Annotated in this window: 18 protein-coding genes; 3 read left to right on the forward strand and 15 right to left on the reverse strand. The window is 30.4% G+C overall.

The window, feature by feature from the left end; translation table 11 throughout:
- Positions 1–202: 202 nt before the first annotated feature.
- Positions 203–520 (forward strand): hypothetical protein, encoded by a 318-nt coding sequence (locus J8L88_RS01060; protein WP_211059724.1) that lies wholly within the window; start codon positions 203–205, stop codon positions 518–520.
- 595 nt (positions 521–1,115) lie between these two features.
- On the opposite strand, the gene J8L88_RS01065 is transcribed toward J8L88_RS01060, so the two are convergent.
- The 15 genes from J8L88_RS01065 to J8L88_RS01135 form a co-directional block, all read right to left on the reverse strand.
- On the reverse strand, positions 1,116–1,871 hold the full coding sequence (locus J8L88_RS01065) for a cytidylyltransferase domain-containing protein (RefSeq protein ID WP_211059725.1): 756 nt from the start codon (positions 1,869–1,871) through the stop codon (positions 1,116–1,118).
- A gap of 3 nt (positions 1,872–1,874) precedes the next feature.
- Positions 1,875–2,750, reverse strand: coding sequence for an aldo/keto reductase (locus J8L88_RS01070; RefSeq protein WP_211059726.1), 876 nt, complete (start codon positions 2,748–2,750; stop codon positions 1,875–1,877).
- Entirely contained in the window at positions 2,743–3,267 is a 525-nt protein-coding gene (locus tag J8L88_RS01075; protein ID WP_211059727.1) for a GNAT family N-acetyltransferase, read from the reverse strand. Before J8L88_RS01075 ends, J8L88_RS01070 begins: the two co-directional genes overlap by 8 nt.
- Complete coding sequence (gene pseC, locus J8L88_RS01080) at positions 3,264–4,409, reverse strand: UDP-4-amino-4,6-dideoxy-N-acetyl-beta-L-altrosamine transaminase (RefSeq protein ID WP_211059728.1); 1,146 nt, start codon at positions 4,407–4,409, stop codon at positions 3,264–3,266. Before pseC ends, J8L88_RS01075 begins: the two co-directional genes overlap by 4 nt.
- Positions 4,406–5,422, reverse strand: coding sequence for a UDP-N-acetylglucosamine 4,6-dehydratase (inverting) (gene pseB / locus J8L88_RS01085; protein ID WP_211059729.1), 1,017 nt, complete (start codon positions 5,420–5,422; stop codon positions 4,406–4,408). The genes pseC and pseB overlap by 4 nt, the downstream gene beginning before the upstream one ends.
- Positions 5,423–5,474: 52 nt before the next feature.
- Positions 5,475–6,488, reverse strand: a complete 1,014-nt coding sequence (locus tag J8L88_RS01090; RefSeq protein ID WP_371813595.1) for a type I phosphomannose isomerase catalytic subunit — start codon at positions 6,486–6,488, stop codon at positions 5,475–5,477.
- On the reverse strand, positions 6,446–7,300 hold the full coding sequence (gene rfbD / locus J8L88_RS01095; protein ID WP_211059730.1) for a dTDP-4-dehydrorhamnose reductase: 855 nt from the start codon (positions 7,298–7,300) through the stop codon (positions 6,446–6,448). The genes J8L88_RS01090 and rfbD overlap by 43 nt, the downstream gene beginning before the upstream one ends.
- 22 nt (positions 7,301–7,322) lie before the next feature.
- Complete coding sequence (locus tag J8L88_RS01100; RefSeq protein ID WP_211059731.1) at positions 7,323–8,366, reverse strand: hypothetical protein; 1,044 nt, start codon at positions 8,364–8,366, stop codon at positions 7,323–7,325.
- A gap of 73 nt (positions 8,367–8,439) precedes the next feature.
- The gene (gene rfbC / locus J8L88_RS01105; protein ID WP_211059732.1) at positions 8,440–8,985 is read right to left on the reverse strand and encodes a dTDP-4-dehydrorhamnose 3,5-epimerase; all 546 of its coding nucleotides are present in this window, start codon (positions 8,983–8,985) and stop codon (positions 8,440–8,442) included.
- A gap of 2 nt (positions 8,986–8,987) precedes the next feature.
- The gene (rfbA, locus tag J8L88_RS01110; RefSeq protein WP_211059733.1) at positions 8,988–9,845 is read right to left on the reverse strand and encodes a glucose-1-phosphate thymidylyltransferase RfbA; all 858 of its coding nucleotides are present in this window, start codon (positions 9,843–9,845) and stop codon (positions 8,988–8,990) included.
- 1 nt (position 9,846) lies between these two features.
- Positions 9,847–10,857 (reverse strand): dTDP-glucose 4,6-dehydratase, encoded by a 1,011-nt coding sequence (rfbB, locus tag J8L88_RS01115; RefSeq protein WP_211059734.1) that lies wholly within the window; start codon positions 10,855–10,857, stop codon positions 9,847–9,849.
- Between the two features lie 4 nt (positions 10,858–10,861).
- Complete coding sequence (locus J8L88_RS01120) at positions 10,862–11,854, reverse strand: hypothetical protein (RefSeq protein WP_211059735.1); 993 nt, start codon at positions 11,852–11,854, stop codon at positions 10,862–10,864.
- A 5-nt stretch (positions 11,855–11,859) separates the two neighbouring features.
- A complete protein-coding gene (locus tag J8L88_RS01125; RefSeq protein ID WP_027394480.1) occupies positions 11,860–13,551 on the reverse strand; it encodes a hypothetical protein in 1,692 nt (563 codons plus the stop codon).
- A gap of 25 nt (positions 13,552–13,576) precedes the next feature.
- The gene (locus J8L88_RS01130; protein ID WP_027394481.1) at positions 13,577–15,076 is read right to left on the reverse strand and encodes a GH3 auxin-responsive promoter family protein; all 1,500 of its coding nucleotides are present in this window, start codon (positions 15,074–15,076) and stop codon (positions 13,577–13,579) included.
- A gap of 9 nt (positions 15,077–15,085) precedes the next feature.
- Positions 15,086–15,955, reverse strand: a complete 870-nt coding sequence (locus J8L88_RS01135; RefSeq protein WP_211059736.1) for a M23 family metallopeptidase — start codon at positions 15,953–15,955, stop codon at positions 15,086–15,088.
- Between the two features lie 209 nt (positions 15,956–16,164).
- On the opposite strand from J8L88_RS01135, the gene tatA reads away from it, so the two are divergent.
- Positions 16,165–16,356, forward strand: a complete 192-nt coding sequence (gene tatA / locus J8L88_RS01140) for a twin-arginine translocase TatA/TatE family subunit (protein ID WP_027394483.1) — start codon at positions 16,165–16,167, stop codon at positions 16,354–16,356.
- 388 nt (positions 16,357–16,744) lie between these two features.
- On the forward strand, positions 16,745–17,086 hold the full coding sequence (locus J8L88_RS01145) for a hypothetical protein (RefSeq protein WP_211059737.1): 342 nt from the start codon (positions 16,745–16,747) through the stop codon (positions 17,084–17,086).
- The last annotated feature ends 3 nt before the right edge of the window (positions 17,087–17,089 follow it).

Here is a 17,089-nt window from a genome sequence, read left to right on the forward strand (position 1 = left end):
ATTTGCAAACCTAAATCCTTTCAACAGACTAGTTCCTCAAAAAATTAATCTAATCTACTTTACCCAAAAAATCTCACGTCTAGTGCTAAATTTTTTAAGCTTTACTTAAAAAAAGTAGTTAGATTTGCTAATAAGGGATTATTGTATCCTTTATTATAATTTGAACCTAAATAATATTTGATTTTAAAAAAAATTAAAATCGATGAAAAAACATCTTTTTTTTCTAAGTATATTGCTGACGTTAAGTAATTGTCAAAATTCCGATGACGAAGAAAACATACTTACTTCAATTCCTATAGTACAAATTTCTATTGATAAACAAACTATCTATGAAAATCAACAAATAATTATAATTAAAGCGGAACTTGATCAACCTGCTAATGCGGACGTAATTGTTCCAGTGGAACATAGCTGTTTTGGAACAATTAACCAGCATTATACTGCTCCTTCGATCATAACCATTCCTAAAGAAAATTTAATCAGTACCATTGCTTTTACCCAGATGGATAATACAATTTAAATTTACACAAAAAAGTATTAGTTAGAATAACCGAAGCCACTAATGCTAAGCTGAAAGATATATTTAGTTAATATCTTTATATTTTTAATAACCAAGTCGATCCCATTATAAGAGAATGGGTGATACACAGCGTAACGATAAATGATGGGATGGATCCTTAGTATGATTCAGATACTTTAAACCGAGCTTGTAGACGAACCAACAGTATAAATATACCCGCTTCTACTTATCTGGCTAATCAAGATTATGTTTTAAGATATGGCGCTCAAACAGCATTTTACGTTTATTTGTCATCAATAACTCAGTGTGGTATCGATTTTCAAGGCTCCTTCATTATAGAAAAATTTGTATTCCAATAACAAATATGAACGAGATTCTCATATATATCAATACTCAACAAATGGAGTTAATGAATTTTTAACTTATAGATATACAGGAGCAAATGACAATCTAGAGGTTTTTTAAATAAACAAACACTAAATATTATATATTCAAATTTCAATTAAAGATAATAGTATTTAGCTTTATCCAAAGCTTGGCTTTTGACATAAAACAGGAACTTTCGATTTGGTTTTTAATCAAAATCCAAACTTTTCTAATCTTTATTCAAGGATTTTAAATACCCTTCATTTCTGGTGATATTTTTATTCAATAGGTTGACATCTTCGTTCTTTATATAATAATCAGCATATGTTTTCCAGTCCTTATCAAGACCTAAAGCACTAATCATCTTTTCAATCACCTCGAAATCTACTTGTTCATCAACAGTAAGTCTAACGTGATTATAATTTTCATCTGTAAAATGGTTATCAGAAGTAAATAGGGTTCCTTTTTTATAAGAGGAGTTATTTCTAATATAAGGAGTTACATGTTCCCTATCAGATTTTAATTTAGTTTCATTCCAGGATTTTTCAAGGGCTTTAAATGTAAAAACTTCTATATCTTGACCATCTGGGTACAATTCCTCCAAAACGTTAGCATAATAGTCCAATTTTCTATCTTTGGCTTGTTTAATCACCTCGTCTATTAGCTTTGGATCTATTAAAGGGCAATCGGATGTTAATCTAACGATAAGATCAGGTTTAACATCTTTTACTGTCTGATAAAAACGATCTAAAACATCATTTTCACTCCCTCTATAATAACGCACGTTTAGTAGATTTGCAAGTTCTTCTATTTTATCGTCCTCTTTATTAATAGTCGTTGCGATAAAGATATCATCAACTAATTCCGCTAACCTTATTCTATCAATATGAATTTGAAGTAACGTTTTTCCTTCTATTTCCATTAAGACCTTATTAGGCAATCTAGTAGAGCCTGATCTCGCTTGTGTAATAACAACTACTTTCATTGATTAATTCCAATTTGAAGGGTTTAGTAATTCTTCTTCAATAACACGTATATTATCAATTTTATGATGAGGAATATTAATTTTTTCTTTACAAAAATTAATATTGTTTTGCAATTGCTCACTACTTTCTACACCTATTAAAACGTAATCTATATATTCTTTTTGAAGCACATATTGTAATGCTAAAGTTTCAGTATTCAAAACCTCTTTTTCTTTAACATTTTCCAATGTTTTCAAATATGGTGCTAAAGAATTAAGTTTATTAGGTATCTCAGTACTATCTTTAAAAAAAAGACCTTGTAAAAACACAGAACGTGTATGGATTTCTATTCCTGCATTTTTTGCTTTCTCTAAAAGTTCTTTTCTTTTAGATTGGTTATCAAATAGGTTAAAAGGGATTTGAATAAAATCAAAGTCACTATAGTTAGAAATTATATCTTCTATTTCGGCATTTGTATAGAGAGAAATTCCTGCTTTTTTAATTATCCTTTTGGATTTTGCATGCAAAATCTTGTCATAAGAATCAGTATTTTTCTTGAAGCTTTGATAATTATGAAACATATATCCAAAAAGTTCTTTGGTTTCTAGAATCTCACAACTTTTTAGAATACGACTTAAAAGGTCCTTATTTTCTAATTTATAACCAGGATCAAGTTTAGTAATAACGTTAAAAGTTTTTTTAGGATTATCTTTGTGAAACTTTCCTATCACTTCTTGAGAGTTTCCGTATGCTTCTGCAGTATCTAAAACTCTAATTCCATTATCGTAAGCAATATGTAATATATCAAATGCAGTCTTCAAAGAAGGCTTTCCTGATTGATTATTGATTCCGTAATCCAATCCTAATTGAACAGTTCCTAAAATAAGCTTATCAGTCATTTTCTTTTATCATTCTTATTGAATTACAGATTTCTCCCTGATAAATTCCACTATTTTCAATTACTGATTCAACGACAAAACCTATTTTTTCATATAATTTTAAGGCATTGACGTTATTATCAATTACTCCTAATGTAATCTTAGAAAGCGCTACTTCATCGAAACAGTATCCAATAATTCTTAACGAAGCTTCCTTCGCATATCCCTTTCCCCATTCACTCTTATCACCCATCATTATACCATATTCTCCAGAATTATCTATTTTATTAATTGGGTCAATTTTAATATTACCAATGTGTTTATTAGATTCTTTGAGGTGAATAGCCCAAAATAATATTTTTTTTTCTTCTTGCTCTTTAAGATACTTCTCTAATTCTTCAATTGTATAGTTTCCTCCTGTTTCAAGATATTTATATACATCCAAATCATTCATCCATTTAACATAAGTGTTTGATAGATGATCTAATGATAATGGTTTTAACAATAATCTTTCAGTTTCTAACTCAATACATTTCATTCTATAAAGCTTAGTATCTTCTCTATAACAAACTCTTGTTCCTCATCAGACAATGTAGGGTACATCGGTAAACTAATGCAATGAGTATAATATTTTTCTGAATTACTTAAATCGGCGTTTTGATATCCAATCTTTTTATAATATGGCAAGGTATGAACAGGGATATAATGTATCTGAGCATAAATACCCTGTTCTCTCAAATAATCATATAATTCTTTTCTATCATCCACTTCTATCACGAATAGATGATGCGCATTATATGTATTTGGAGGTAGGGATTGAAACTTTATGGTTCCTTGAAATGAATTTTTGTATTTTTCAGCTATTTCATTTCTTCTTTTAACTCCTCCATTATTTTTTGCTAATTGGGTAATTCCTAGAGCGGATTGAATATCCGTTAGTCTATAATTAAAACCAAGTTCTTGCATCTCATAAAACCAGCCTCCATGATTCTCCGACATATTCTCTTTAGTAATTCCATGGGTTCTTAGTGATAATAGCTTTTTATATATCTCTTCATTATTAGTGGTTATCATACCTCCTTCTCCACAAGCAATATGCTTAACTGGATGAAATGAAAAGATTCCTATGTCGGCATACTGACCATTTCCACACATATGCTTCTTATTCTGAGAATCTATGAAATATCCTCCAGGTGCATGGCAAGCGTCTTCAATTATCCATAATCTATGTTCATCTGCTAATTCTCTAAACTCTTGCAAATTAACGGGAAGTCCTGCAAAATCCACAGGGATTATACCTTTAAAAAAACCTTTTGGTTTACTCTCTATCAATTTTCTTGTACTTTCCAGAGAAAGTAAGTATGTATCTGGATCTATATCAGCAAACCACACTTCACCTCCTCCATACTTAACACAATTTGCAGAGGCTGCAAAAGTAATTGGGGTTGTAATAACTCTATCACCGGGTTTTAATCCTAGTGTTAATACAGAAATGTGTAAACCGGCAGTTGCATTACTAACAGCAACAGCATATTTAGAGTCCACATATTTAGCAAATAATTCCTCAAACTCCCTTACTTTTGGACCTTGAGTAAGAAAATCTTCCTGTAACGTTTTTATAACTGCTTCTATGTCTTCTTGTTCTATAGACTGTCGGCCATAAGGTATCGCTTTCATCATACTGTAAAGTTTGGATCTACATGCAATCTTACAAGCTCTCTTAAACTCTCTACAGTTTCCCAATCCGTATTTTCTCCAGAATTATAATAAAATCCTTCAGGAACCCTTATTGCATTATAATTAGACACATATTTCTCTAAATCAAAAATTGGTTTTTGCGGAAGAATCGTGTAGTATTTTCCTAAATCCCAAGTATTAAATGAATCTGACATCGTGATCATTTCTTCATGTAATTTCTCTCCAGGACGAATTCCAACAACTTCATGTTTACATTCTGGTGCAATTGCTGTAGCAACATCTGTAATTTTATACGACGGTATTTTAGGAACAAATATTTCACCTCCCCAAGCATTTTCTATAGCATTAAAGACCATCTCACAACCATCTTCTAAGCTAATATTAAATCTTGTCATTCGATTATCTGTTATTGGTAATTTCCCTTCTGATTTCTTTTTTAAGAAAAACGGCATCACAGAACCATTGGATCCCATTACATTACCATATCGTACTACTGAAAACTTAACATCTCTTTTTCCTCTTATATTATTAGCTGCAACAAATAATTTATCTGATGCCAATTTTGTCGCACCGTAAAGATTAATTGGCGCAGCAGCTTTATCTGTAGACAATGCTACTACGTTCTTAACTCCAGTTTCTAAGGCCGCATTTATAACATTTTCTGCTCCCAAAATATTAGTTTTGACACATTCCATGGGATTGTATTCTGCAATATGCACGTGTTTCATTGCAGCAGCATGAATTACAATATCAATTCCTTCAAAAGCTCTTATCAAACGGTCATGATCCCTAACATCTCCAACAAAATACCTCATCGCCGGATACTTATCATCAGGGAAATCCATTCCCATCTGAAAATGCTTTTGTTCATCTCTGGAAAATATTACTAATCGCTTTACATTCGGAAAGCGATTTAAAATTAGTTCTGTAAATTTTTTACCAAAACTACCTGTTCCTCCAGTAATAAGGATAGATTTTCCATTTAAATCTAACATAATTTAAAGTTTTTCTTTATTCTAATAATTAATAGATGTTTTTAAAATAAACCTATGAAACAAATATTTCTAAAATACTGGTTTCTTCAGCTTCAATTACCACATTTTTAACATTTGCAGGTAATAAAATGGTCTCTCCATAAACAACTTCTTCAATAATCTCGCCCAATTTTATTTTAAAACTTTTGTCAACACACATAAGTATAACGAAAGAATCCAGATCTGAGTAATCTCTAATGTATTTATTCTCAACTTTTAAAAAATTAGTTGTAAAATATTGACACGAAACCAACAAATTTAATTGGTTAATTGATCTATCATAATGAAGTTTAAAATCTTCTTTTGATTCAAAGTCAATAGCTTCTAAAGCTAAATCCGTATGTAATTCTCTTTTAACTCCATTTTTATCTTTACGATCCCAATCATAAAGTCGATATGTTATATCCGATGTTTGCTGAATCTCTGCAATCAAAGATCCTGCACCAATCGCGTGTATTTTACCTGTATTAATAAAATAACTATCTCCTTCTGAAATATGTTCAAAATTTAATAATTGTTCAATTTTATTGGCTTCCAAATAATGATTGTATTTTTTTTTAGAAACATCTTCCTTAAATCCTACAATTAGTTCGGCATCTGCATCAGCCTGGACCACATACCACATTTCTGTTTTACCAAAAGAATTATGCCTTTTTTTAGATAATTCATCATTTGGATGTAATTGAACAGATAAGTTTTCTTTAGCGTCTATAAATTTTACTAATAAAGGAAACTGAGCACCAAACTCTTTATATACACTTTTGCCAAGTAATTCTGACGTAAACATATCTATAAGTTCTTGTAGAGACTTACCTTCAAAAACACCGTTAGAGACAATTGATGCATTATTATCTACAGTTGATATTTCCCAACTTTCCCCAATATCAGTCTTATCCGAAGTTTTATTAAGTAACGTTTTTAACTTATCCCCACCCCATATTTTTTCTTTTAAAATCGGATGAAATTTTAATGGGTATAACATGTTTACTCCAGTTTTACAATTAACTCCTTCAACGACTTCTTCCAACTCAAAATATTAAAATTAAAAGACTTAGTGCTTTTGTTTTTAGATAAAACACTAAATTTTGGTCTTTTTGCAAAAGTAGGATAATAATTTGTTTTTTTTAATTGTATCGTATCTATTTTTCCTATATTTATAAGAATTTCTTTTGCAAAATCATACCATGTTCCTTCCCCAAGATTACTAAAATGATAAATACCATATTTATCACTTTTCGTTACTATGATGTGTAAAATAAATTTAGCTAAATCATTCGCATTTGTTGGTGTGCCAATCTCAGAATTAACAATAGTCAGCTTTTCTCCTTTTTCCGATTTTGATACTATAGTATTGAAAAAATTTTTTCCATATTGAGAATACAACCAAGATGTTCTTATAATAAAAAAATTATTAAGCAATTTTTGAATATATTTTTCTCCTTGTAATTTCGATTTACCATACTCATTAATAGGATTACTAATATCTTTCTCCGAATAAGGAATGTTTTGATTACCATCAAATATATAATCTGTAGAAATATGAATTAAAATTGTGTTATACTCCTTACAAACTTCGGATAAGCTCTTTACACCTTCTGCATTCACAAAATAGGCTTGTTTAGAGTCTTTCTCAGCTTGTTCTACATTAGTGTAAGCTGCACAATTTATAACATAATTGAAACTTTCTTTATAAAAAAGAGAATTCAACAATTCTTTATTAGTTATGTCAACGTCCTCTCTTGTTCCAAAAACAAAAGTTAGTTCTTCAAATTCATTTTGAAGTTTTTTTATACATCTGGCTAGTTGACCTTTAGCACCTGTAACTAAAATCTTTTTCATTATGCATTTATCAGAAGAAAAATTAATTTTGATTATAATTTTTCAAAAATTTATTCAAAGACAATAGAATTAAGCTAAAGAAAAGAAGTCCTATAAATATTAAAGGAAGTAAAAATTTTTTACTTCTTAAAAAATCATTCACTAAAGCTCCTCTGCTTGGGAAATCGGAAATAACATTAATAGTATTTTCCGTATTGGCCTGTAAATTATTTAATCTAATCTTTTCATCTTGTAAAGACTTAGATTGAAGTAATAAATTAATCTCAGAGTTCCTCTCATTCGAAGCTTGTTCGGAAAGACTTATGTTTGTGCTTCCCATGGGTTTATTGGCCTCAACTATTTTTATTTTTTTGTAAAAACCTTGTAAAGAATCTATCTCTGTCAACTGTTTTTCTATAAGAGAATCCTTTAGCGCTATATTAATGTCATTAACTTTTTTTTGAAGTTGAAAATATTCATTATTTTCTATGGATCTTACAATTGCATTTTGACACTTTTTTGCCACAATAGGACTAGTTGCTTTGATCTGTATTTTATGAAATTTTGAGTTAATATCATTAAAATTTTCAAGATAATCTTTATAATCCACGAGCTTCCGAGAAACTGTGTCTAATTCTTGAATAAAGCTACTAAACTGCCTAATCTTTTGAGTATTATCCGAAAAAGATTCTATTGTAATACCTTTAATAGTCTTAGCTAAACTATCACCAATTACTAATTCTTGAGACAATACTCTATTTTCTTCTTTATCGGCTAATTCATTATAAAATTCGATATTATTGTATAGCTGTTGGGCACTACTAAAATTAGGTTCTATTACCATAGAAGACACATAAACAGGCTCAGAAACAGAATCCCAATACCAGCCTAAAACAGAACCAAATACTCCTGCAATAACAAATTTTATAAAATGTAACCTAATAAACTGAAGAAAAAGTATTACTAAATGAAATAATCCATAAAAGGTTTTTCTAATAAATAACATTAACTTATTAAAAACGTCTCCTATTAATCTAAATAATTGACCAAGGTCAATTTCTTCAGAAGTGTTTTCTTTATTACTCATAATCGGTTACTATTGATCTTTTTAAAAGTGCGCCAAAGGTACTGTGTTTTCAATTAAAAAAAAGAATTTTATATCATTTATTTAAATCATTAAAACTTTGTAAAACCCTATCTTTAGCTGATAGTAATATTTCTGATGATTCTAATTTCCAATCAATTCCTAAGTCAGAATCGTTAAAAATTATACCCGATTCAGCTTCTTTATAATAATAATTGTCACATTTATAGTTAAAAACCGCTTTATCGCTTAGTACTATAAAACCATGTGCAAAACCTCTTGGAACAAATAGTTGATAATTATTTTGATCATTCAGTTCAATCGAAAAGTACTTTCCAAAAGTTTTAGAATAAGGTCGCAGATCTACAGCAACATCTAGCACACTACCTTTTGTAACTCTCACCAATTTTGCTTGTGCATATTTACCTTCTTGAAAATGTAATCCCCTTAACACTCCTTTTGAAGAAATTGACTGATTATCTTGCACAAAATCTATTTCTAGACCTGTTATTTCTTTAAACTTGTTCAGGTTAAAACTTTCGAAAAAAGAACCTCTTTCATCTTCGAATATTCTTGGTTTTATTATAAAACAGCCTTCTAGAGGCGTTTTTTCAACTTCCATACTTAATCTAATTGCAATAAATATTTTCCATACCCACTTTTAATAAGTGGTTTTGCTAACTTTTCAAGTTCATTTTTAGTTATAAACTCTTTTTTATAGGCTATTTCTTCAATCGCCCCTATCTTTAAACCTTGTCGCTCTTCTATTACCTGAACAAATTGAGAAGCTTGCATAAGAGAATTAAAAGTACCAGTATCTAACCAAGCCGTTCCTTTGTCTAAAATACTAACCTTCAACTTACCTTTTTCTAAATAAGCATTATTAACATCTGTTATTTCCAATTCTCCCCTATTACTTGGTTTAATATTTTTGGCTATTTGAACAACTTCGTTGTCATAAAAATAAATTCCAGGAACAGCATAGTTTGATTTAGGATTACTTGGTTTTTCCTCTATAGAAATAGCATTCCCTTTATCATCAAAATCTACTACTCCATATCGTTCGGGATCCTGTACATGATATGCATATATGATTCCACCATCTGGGTCATTATTACTCTCTAATAGCTCTTCCAAACCTGAGCCATAAAAAATATTATCTCCTAAAATCAATGCAACCTTATCATCACCAATAAATTTTTCACCTATAATAAAAGCTTCTGCCAATCCATTTGGTTCTTCTTGAACTGCATATTCGAAAACACATCCATATTTCTTACCATCACCTAACAATTTCTCAAATAACGGTAAATCTAACGGAGTAGATATTACCAGTATTTCTCTTATACCCGCAGACATTAATGTAGAAAGTGGATAATATATCATAGGTTTATCATATACAGGCATTAATTGCTTACTAATAGCCAAAGTTAATGGGTGTAAACGCGTTCCTGATCCTCCTGCTAATACGATTCCTTTCATCCTAATTATGCTTTTCTAAATACCAATGTATTGTTTTTTCAATTCCTGATTCGAAGTTCTCTTCTGCGAACCATCCCAATTCATTTTCAATTTTAGAAGCATCAATAGCATATCTAAAATCATGCCCCGGCCTGTCTTTTACAAAAGTAATCAGGTCTGAATAAGATTTCTGACTTTCTAATGGTTTAATATTATCCAGAATTTCACATATTGTTTTAGCAATATATATATTCTCTCGTTCATTTTTTCCTCCAATATTATAAGTTTCGCCTAGCTTACCTTTTTCTAAAACTAAATTAATTCCTTTACAATGATCCAAAACATACAACCAATCGCGTATATTCTTGCCATCACCATAAATAGGAATGTTTTCTTGAAAAATTGCTTTTCTTATAATAGTTGGTATTAATTTTTCTTTGTGTTGTCTTGGTCCATAATTATTAGAACAATTTGTCGTAACCACAGGCAAACCATATGTATGAAAATAACTTCTTACTAACATATCGGAAGAGGCTTTGGAAGCACTATAAGGACTGTTAGGAGCGTACGAAGTTTCCTCAGTAAACAAACCTGTTCTTCCTAAAGTTCCGTATACCTCATCCGTTGAAACATGAAGAAATTTAGAGTTTTCTTTTCCTTCCCTAAAAACATTAGGGGCATCCATCCAGCTTTTATATGCGGCTTGAAGCAAATTGAAAGTCCCTACAATATTAGTATCTATAAAAGCACCTGGATTCGTTATAGAATTATCCACATGAGACTCTGCAGCAAAATGAACAACTTCATCAATTTTATGTTCTAAAAAAATCTTTTGAACTAAATCAGCATTACAAATATCACCCTCAATAAAAGTATAATCACAATTATCATTAATTTTTATATTATCAAGGTTCGCAGCATACGTAAGATTATCAAGATTTACTATTTTAATATTTTCCTCCTTTGATTTATAATTCAAATAATTTGAACCTATAAATCCCGCTCCTCCAGTTACTAGTACACTTTTAAACATAAACTTAATTATTAATAAAATTTTCTAATTTTTTAGAGGAGTTTTTTATTAAAAAAACAAACGACACAAAAAAGCAAAGAAAAACAGGCAATAATACAATTAGTCGTTTATGTATTCCTAGTGCATCCCTAACAATATTACCATAATCTATAACATCTACCAAGTTAGTATCTAATTGCAGAATTTTTTCCTGGTCATTAATTGTTCCCAATAAAAATGCTTTCTTATCTATTAAAGAAGCTATTGTAGGTATTTTCGATTCATCCCCTAAGACTATTACATCCTTTGATTCAGAAATGGGGTTTTTATTTAACCTATCTAAATAGTCCTCGATAAAAACCAATGTGTTTTTATTTTTTTCTAAATCGGATTTTGTCTGTTTTTGAATCAAAGAAAGTTCTTTAGCGTAATATTGATTAGCACTTATAAAACTTAATAACTGTTTAGAAATTTTAGCATTATTCTTATTCTCATTTTTAAATACTAAGGTCAATTTATGGTTTTTAAAAAAACTTTTATACTTCTCACTTTTTAAAACCTCATCTTCATATCCATCCATAAATTTATTAAAATAATTTTGACCAGGATAAATGATTTGTAGTTTATCCAAAACATCTTTTGATTCAAGTATTGGCTCTATGGTAACCTTTTTAAGATACTTTAAATCTGAAGAATGTAAATCTATTTCTTTTAAGAATAATTTATCCTTAAATTTAATATTCAAGTTTTCAACAAAATCATATATGTAAGGAATAGTACTATATTTTGGAGCTAAAATAATTTCTTGTTTATGTCTCTTGTTTAAAACTAAAGCCTTCTCAATAAAATAGCCGCCAATAGCTCCCAAAATGAATAAAATTGAAAACAAAACCCATTTTTTCTTGTAAAATAATAGAGCTTTTATCAAAAGTTTTAACAACCCCTTCAAGCCTTTTACGAGAGACCTAAAAAACTGTCCTAGATCTATTTCTATATTATTTGTTTTTTCCTGGGTCATTATTCTTATCCTTCTTTAAATATTTGCTCTAAAATCTTTTCGGTAATCAAATATGTAGGTTTTACTCCTGTAGTCCCTAATCCTCCTGATGCTAATGTGCTTCCGGTTTCTAATGGATTATCCGAAGCATAATACGCGTAATTTACTTTTACATCAGAACTTATGCTTCCTCTTAACTTAGAAGCAGATTGAATGGCTTTTTGATAATGAGCTCCTTCCATTTCTAACCCTATAACATTCCAAGTAGAATCATGAAAAAACTTTAAAATATCTCTGTTTTGCAACGATGTTCCTAATACAGTTATCATTGCTCCTTCATATATATCAATACCTTGACCTTCTAAATCTCCCTTCTTTAATCCATTATCAAAAGGGTAGTTATCAGCAGTACCTTCAAAAACGTGAGCGGACGGTATCATAATATCACCTTTTCCTCCTTCTAAAATACCCGCTTTTCCCATTAGGGAAACAGATTTGACATTCAAATATTTTACTCCATCAGGTTTAACATAAGGTTTCAAAAGTTCATCCATCGTTTCATACGCTTGCTCTCCAAACGCATAATCCATTACTATAATAACTGGTTTATCTTCTTTCTTAACATCTTTTATAAAAGAAGCATAGGTGTCACCCGTATAATTAGCGCTATCAAAAATCTGAACATTTATATTAGTTCCGCTTTGATCTTCTATGTAAGTCATCCCTTTCTGTAACGCCAATTTTTCCACCTTAGCTCTTAACTTGTCACTCTTATCTTCACTTAGCAACTCATAAATATCAAAAGTAGTCTTATTCTTTAATTCCGTTTTTAAGGCAATTGGTGCATACATTGTATTCATTACACTATGCATATTAGCACTTATAACGTGTATTGGCCTATCCAATAAGTCTAGCTCTTCTAACTTGTTTTTGATACTATTTGCCCATCTTTCTCCATGAATATGGTGTCCTAAACGTTCTCTTAGAACTGGACTAAAAGTAACAATCCTTTTATTTTCATTTACAGATTCGTCAATAGCTAACTTACCTAACCAATATATTATATGAAGAAATCGCTCTTTATTTTCAGGGCAAGAAAAGCTATTGTAAATAGAAGTCACCTCCTGAAAAGTTCTTCCTAAAATATTTGCTGTATGTGTAAGTGCAACTTCCCTTTGTGCCTTGGTAAGTTCTTTTTTAGAAGAAACAGCTTTTTCTAATTTATCCCAATCTCTAGTAACATTTCCTTCTTCATTAATCACCACTCGATTCATTATCTTATGAGATTCTACAAATAAAAAGGTTAAGTGAGTAAGAATATCATATATCTCAGATCTACCTCGAGTGATCTCTATATTCATCTGCTCTTCATCAATCCTGTAGCAGTTTCTTCTTCTTTTTGGAGGGACAATCGCTTTAAAATGAGAGTTTTTATAACCCTCTTCACTAGTAAGATTTATATATCTACACTCTTCAATACCAATTGGTAAACGATCAATTACATACAACAAACCATCTAATTCTACTTTTTCCTCAGCAACAGAACCATAAATTTCTGGTCGAAGCGTAAGCAATCCTTCTCTTAAAGTATCACCGGAAACTCCCATCGGTTTATAAAAACCTCTATTGAATAAATGTCGCATTGTAATATACATGCGTTCTATTGCGCTGGAACTTTCCTGTGCTCTTGTTCTTCCTTTTAATTTTTGACTTGTCATAAATTTTTCCTAACAAATATATAACTTATTTACCTATACTGATTCCTAAGGAATCTACAATCTTTCTATCATTAGAAAGCCTTGGTAACTTATTTTGTCCTCCCAGTTTACCAATAGATTTCATATATAAATTAAAACCATCTCTTGGAACCGACCTAACTTTTAAAGTTCTCAATACATTACCAACGATAAGATCATCATAATACGTATTTTGTTTTCTCAAAGAATTGTCAATCTCAATAGCAAAATCATCTAGGTTTTGGGGATTTTCCTGAAACTCTATAAACCATTCGTGATATGGTAATTCTGAGTCTTCTGGATTAATCTGTGGTGCTACTGTAAATTCTTTAATTATAGTACCTGTTATTTCTGTTGCTTCTTTAATTGCTTGTTCTACCTCTTTACCAATTACATGTTCTCCAAAAGCAGAGATAAAGTGTTTGATTCTACCAGAAACCACTAATCTGTATGGTGAAGTCCCTGTAAACATAACCGTATCTCCAATATTATAAGCCCATAGACCTGCATTAGAAGAAATAAGCATTACATAATTTACTCCAACTTCAACTTCGCCGATTGTTAATCGCTTGGGGTTTTCTTGAAAAAACTCATCAGCTTTTATAAATTCATAAAACATCCCAGAATCCAACTGCAAAAGCATTCCTTTTTCATTTTGTGTATCCTGAAAAGCAAAAAAACCTTCAGAAGCGGGATATAGCTCAATACTGGGAACTTTTCTTCCTATTAGTTTTTCGAAAGTAGCCTTATATGGTTCAAAATTTACACCTCCGTATATAAATAATTCGAAATTTTTAAAAAGCTCTCCAATTGGTTTATCGGTCTTCTTTTTAAGTTTTTCAAAATACATTTGTACCCAAGGAGGAATTCCGCTAATAATAGTCATGTTTTCATTAACCGTTTCCTCTACAATAGCATCTACCTTAGTTTCCCAATCATCAATACAATTCGTTTCCCAACTCGGTAATCTATTTTTCTGAAGATATTTGGGAACATAATGCGCAACAATACCCGAAAGTCGACCTAAATTAATTCCGTTTTTTTCTACAAGTTCCGGACTTCCTTGTAGAAATATCATTTTTCCATCAACAAAAGCCGCATTCTTACTTTCTGCTACATAACATAGTATTGCATTCCTTGCCGCTCTAATGTGAGTTGGCATAGAATCCGGTGTTAAGGGAATATACTTTACTCCACTAGTGGTTCCAGAAGTTTTTGCAAAGTATATCGGTTTTCCCGGCCATAATACGTCCTTTTCTCCCTTTACAACTCGATCAACATACGAACGTAGCTGTTCATAATCCCGAACAGGTACTTTTTTAATAAAATCATTATGAGTTCTTATACTACCAAAATCATGGTCTTTACCAAAAGCAGTATTACTCGCTGAACTTATCAAATTATCGAAAACACGTTTTTGTGTAGTTACGGGATTCTTTGCCCATTTATTTATCTTTTTGCGAATGCGCTTTGCAAAAATCTTTGCCCCTAATGATTTAATAGACATTGTATCTTATTATTCAAAATCAATAAACTTTGATGGATCTGTCGGATATCCATCTCTCCATAATTCAAAATGCAAATGCGGACCTGTAGAAAGTTCTCCCGTAGATCCAGCGGTTGCAATTACTTCTCCTGACTTTACCAACTCGCCTTGCTGTTTGGTTAAAGAAGCATTATGCTTATAAACCGTAAGTAGACTATTTCCATGCTCCAATATAATCACGTGACCTGTTTCTGAAGTCCATTCTGCAAAAATTACAGTTCCAGATGCAGCAGCTTTAATTGGAGTGTCTTTTGGTACAGCAATATCAATGGCATAATGTTTCTCATTAACATTATACTTAGATGTAATACTTCCTTTAACAGGAGGGAAAAGCGAAAAATCAGTACTTGATTTTTCACTCTCAAACAAACTATATTTATCTTCTCTAGATACCTCTTCTCTAAGTTTTATATCCTGTTCGGATGGGTTTAAATCAACCTCATCTGGATTTAATTTTTGAGACTGTACAGCAGAATCTATATCAAACTCAACAGTTTTAACATCTCCGTTAAGTACTTTTTTAATAGAATTATAATATTCCTGATTAACTGCTAATACAGTTTCTAATGAATCTGCCGTAGAAACTAATCTAGTTGCTTTTTGATTAAGAGAGGTCGAAGAATATCCAGGAATATATTCTCTCAGTGGTGTAAACGCTATCAAAATAGTTGTACAAGAAACCAAAACAATAGAAGTAATCATTAACAATACAAATACATTTAGCCTAGTAAGCTTAAATGATATTCGTTCTTCGAAAGTATCTTCATTAAGAATTACCAATCGATACTTGTTTAATAGCTTCTTAGTAATTCTTTTTGGTTCTTTTTTCTTTTTAGCCATACATCAATCTAATATCGACAGTTGTGTTAGATACGCAAATATACATATTCTCCTTGCGGATAAAAATGCCAAATTTTATATTAAAACGTTATTTAAAAGTGAATAGTCTTATTATAAGGTGTGAATATTCTCTTAAAAGAAGTTTTTAGCTGTCTAAAAATGCCTTTTTTACCTAAATCTTATTAACTTTGTATTCTAAATTTAAGAACATGATGTCATTAAGTGTATTTTTAGGAATGTTAGGCCCGTGGCAAATTGCATTGATAGTTGCTGTGGTTTTACTTTTATTTGGAGGTAAAAAAATTCCAGAATTGATGAGAGGTTTAGGAAGCGGAATCAAAGAGTTTAAAGACGCCTCTAAAGAAGAAGAAGATCCGAATAAGATAGAAGAGAAAAAATAACCTATAGGTATATAGTAGAAAAATGCCCGGCTTATTAAGTCGGGCATTTTTTATTAATGAAATCCTTGTTTTCCCAAAAGAACTTACTCTTATAGTAATTAAAACACCACAGCTGTTAACGATTTGTGAAAATTATACCTCCATTTTAAAAAATCTCACATCTAGCTCATTTACAGCATATAAATAAAAAATATTCTCCTAAAAACATCAATAAAATCGTTGTTTTGACACAAAAAGCATTTTGTTTTTACGGTAAAACCATAAAATTTGTGTATTTCATCGAAATAAAAAACCACTTCATCTAAAAGTTATTCATATGTTTTATAACACCATTATTTCGTGTTAAATTTGAATCAAATAAGTAAGTAACTTCATAAAGCCCCAAACTATGAAAACTATATTTTTTACCATCGTAATTTTATTTTCTTTCTCAACTATTAGTGCTCAAGAAACTACTGTTCAAAACACTAATGAAAATACAACTACTGTTAAAGCATCAAAAGTAGATTTTTATAATGCACTTATAAAGGCAAATAACTTTGACATTACTATCAAGGAAAACAAGAAAGAAGTTACTAATACTACTAAAAAAGACTTTTATAACCTTTTATTAGAAAAAAACGGTTTTAATACTGATACTCAAAAAACAACAAGATTAACAAATCTTGTAAACAAAGAAGAAAATACAAGAATCACTCAAAAAAATGCTACTGTAAGTTTACTACCGTAATTA

Origin of the sequence: Aquimarina sp. MMG015 (assembly GCF_018100855.1) — a bacterium.
Classification (GTDB): domain Bacteria; phylum Bacteroidota; class Bacteroidia; order Flavobacteriales; family Flavobacteriaceae; genus Aquimarina; species Aquimarina latercula.

Bases quoted from the DNA above. Each gene is read 5' to 3' on its own strand.
- J8L88_RS01060 (WP_211059724.1), top strand. From the start codon at position 203: ATGAAAAAACATCTTTTTTTTCTAAGTATATTGCTGACGTTAAGTAAT.
- J8L88_RS01065 (WP_211059725.1), bottom strand. From the start codon at position 1,871: ATGAAAGTAGTTGTTATTACACAAGCGAGATCAGGCTCTACTAGATTG.
- J8L88_RS01070 (WP_211059726.1), bottom strand. From the start codon at position 2,750: ATGACTGATAAGCTTATTTTAGGAACTGTTCAATTAGGATTGGATTAC.
- J8L88_RS01075 (WP_211059727.1), bottom strand. From the start codon at position 3,267: ATGAAATGTATTGAGTTAGAAACTGAAAGATTATTGTTAAAACCATTA.
- pseC (WP_211059728.1), bottom strand. From the start codon at position 4,409: ATGATGAAAGCGATACCTTATGGCCGACAGTCTATAGAACAAGAAGAC.
- pseB (WP_211059729.1), bottom strand. From the start codon at position 5,422: ATGTTAGATTTAAATGGAAAATCTATCCTTATTACTGGAGGAACAGGT.
- rfbD (WP_211059730.1), bottom strand. From the start codon at position 7,300: ATGAAAAAGATTTTAGTTACAGGTGCTAAAGGTCAACTAGCCAGATGT.
- J8L88_RS01100 (WP_211059731.1), bottom strand. From the start codon at position 8,366: ATGAGTAATAAAGAAAACACTTCTGAAGAAATTGACCTTGGTCAATTA.
- rfbC (WP_211059732.1), bottom strand. From the start codon at position 8,985: ATGGAAGTTGAAAAAACGCCTCTAGAAGGCTGTTTTATAATAAAACCA.
- rfbA (WP_211059733.1), bottom strand. From the start codon at position 9,845: ATGAAAGGAATCGTATTAGCAGGAGGATCAGGAACGCGTTTACACCCA.
- rfbB (WP_211059734.1), bottom strand. From the start codon at position 10,857: ATGTTTAAAAGTGTACTAGTAACTGGAGGAGCGGGATTTATAGGTTCA.
- J8L88_RS01120 (WP_211059735.1), bottom strand. From the start codon at position 11,854: ATGACCCAGGAAAAAACAAATAATATAGAAATAGATCTAGGACAGTTT.
- J8L88_RS01125 (WP_027394480.1), bottom strand. From the start codon at position 13,551: ATGACAAGTCAAAAATTAAAAGGAAGAACAAGAGCACAGGAAAGTTCC.
- J8L88_RS01130 (WP_027394481.1), bottom strand. From the start codon at position 15,076: ATGTCTATTAAATCATTAGGGGCAAAGATTTTTGCAAAGCGCATTCGC.
- J8L88_RS01135 (WP_211059736.1), bottom strand. From the start codon at position 15,955: ATGGCTAAAAAGAAAAAAGAACCAAAAAGAATTACTAAGAAGCTATTA.
- tatA (WP_027394483.1), top strand. From the start codon at position 16,165: ATGATGTCATTAAGTGTATTTTTAGGAATGTTAGGCCCGTGGCAAATT.
- J8L88_RS01145 (WP_211059737.1), top strand. From the start codon at position 16,745: ATGAAAACTATATTTTTTACCATCGTAATTTTATTTTCTTTCTCAACT.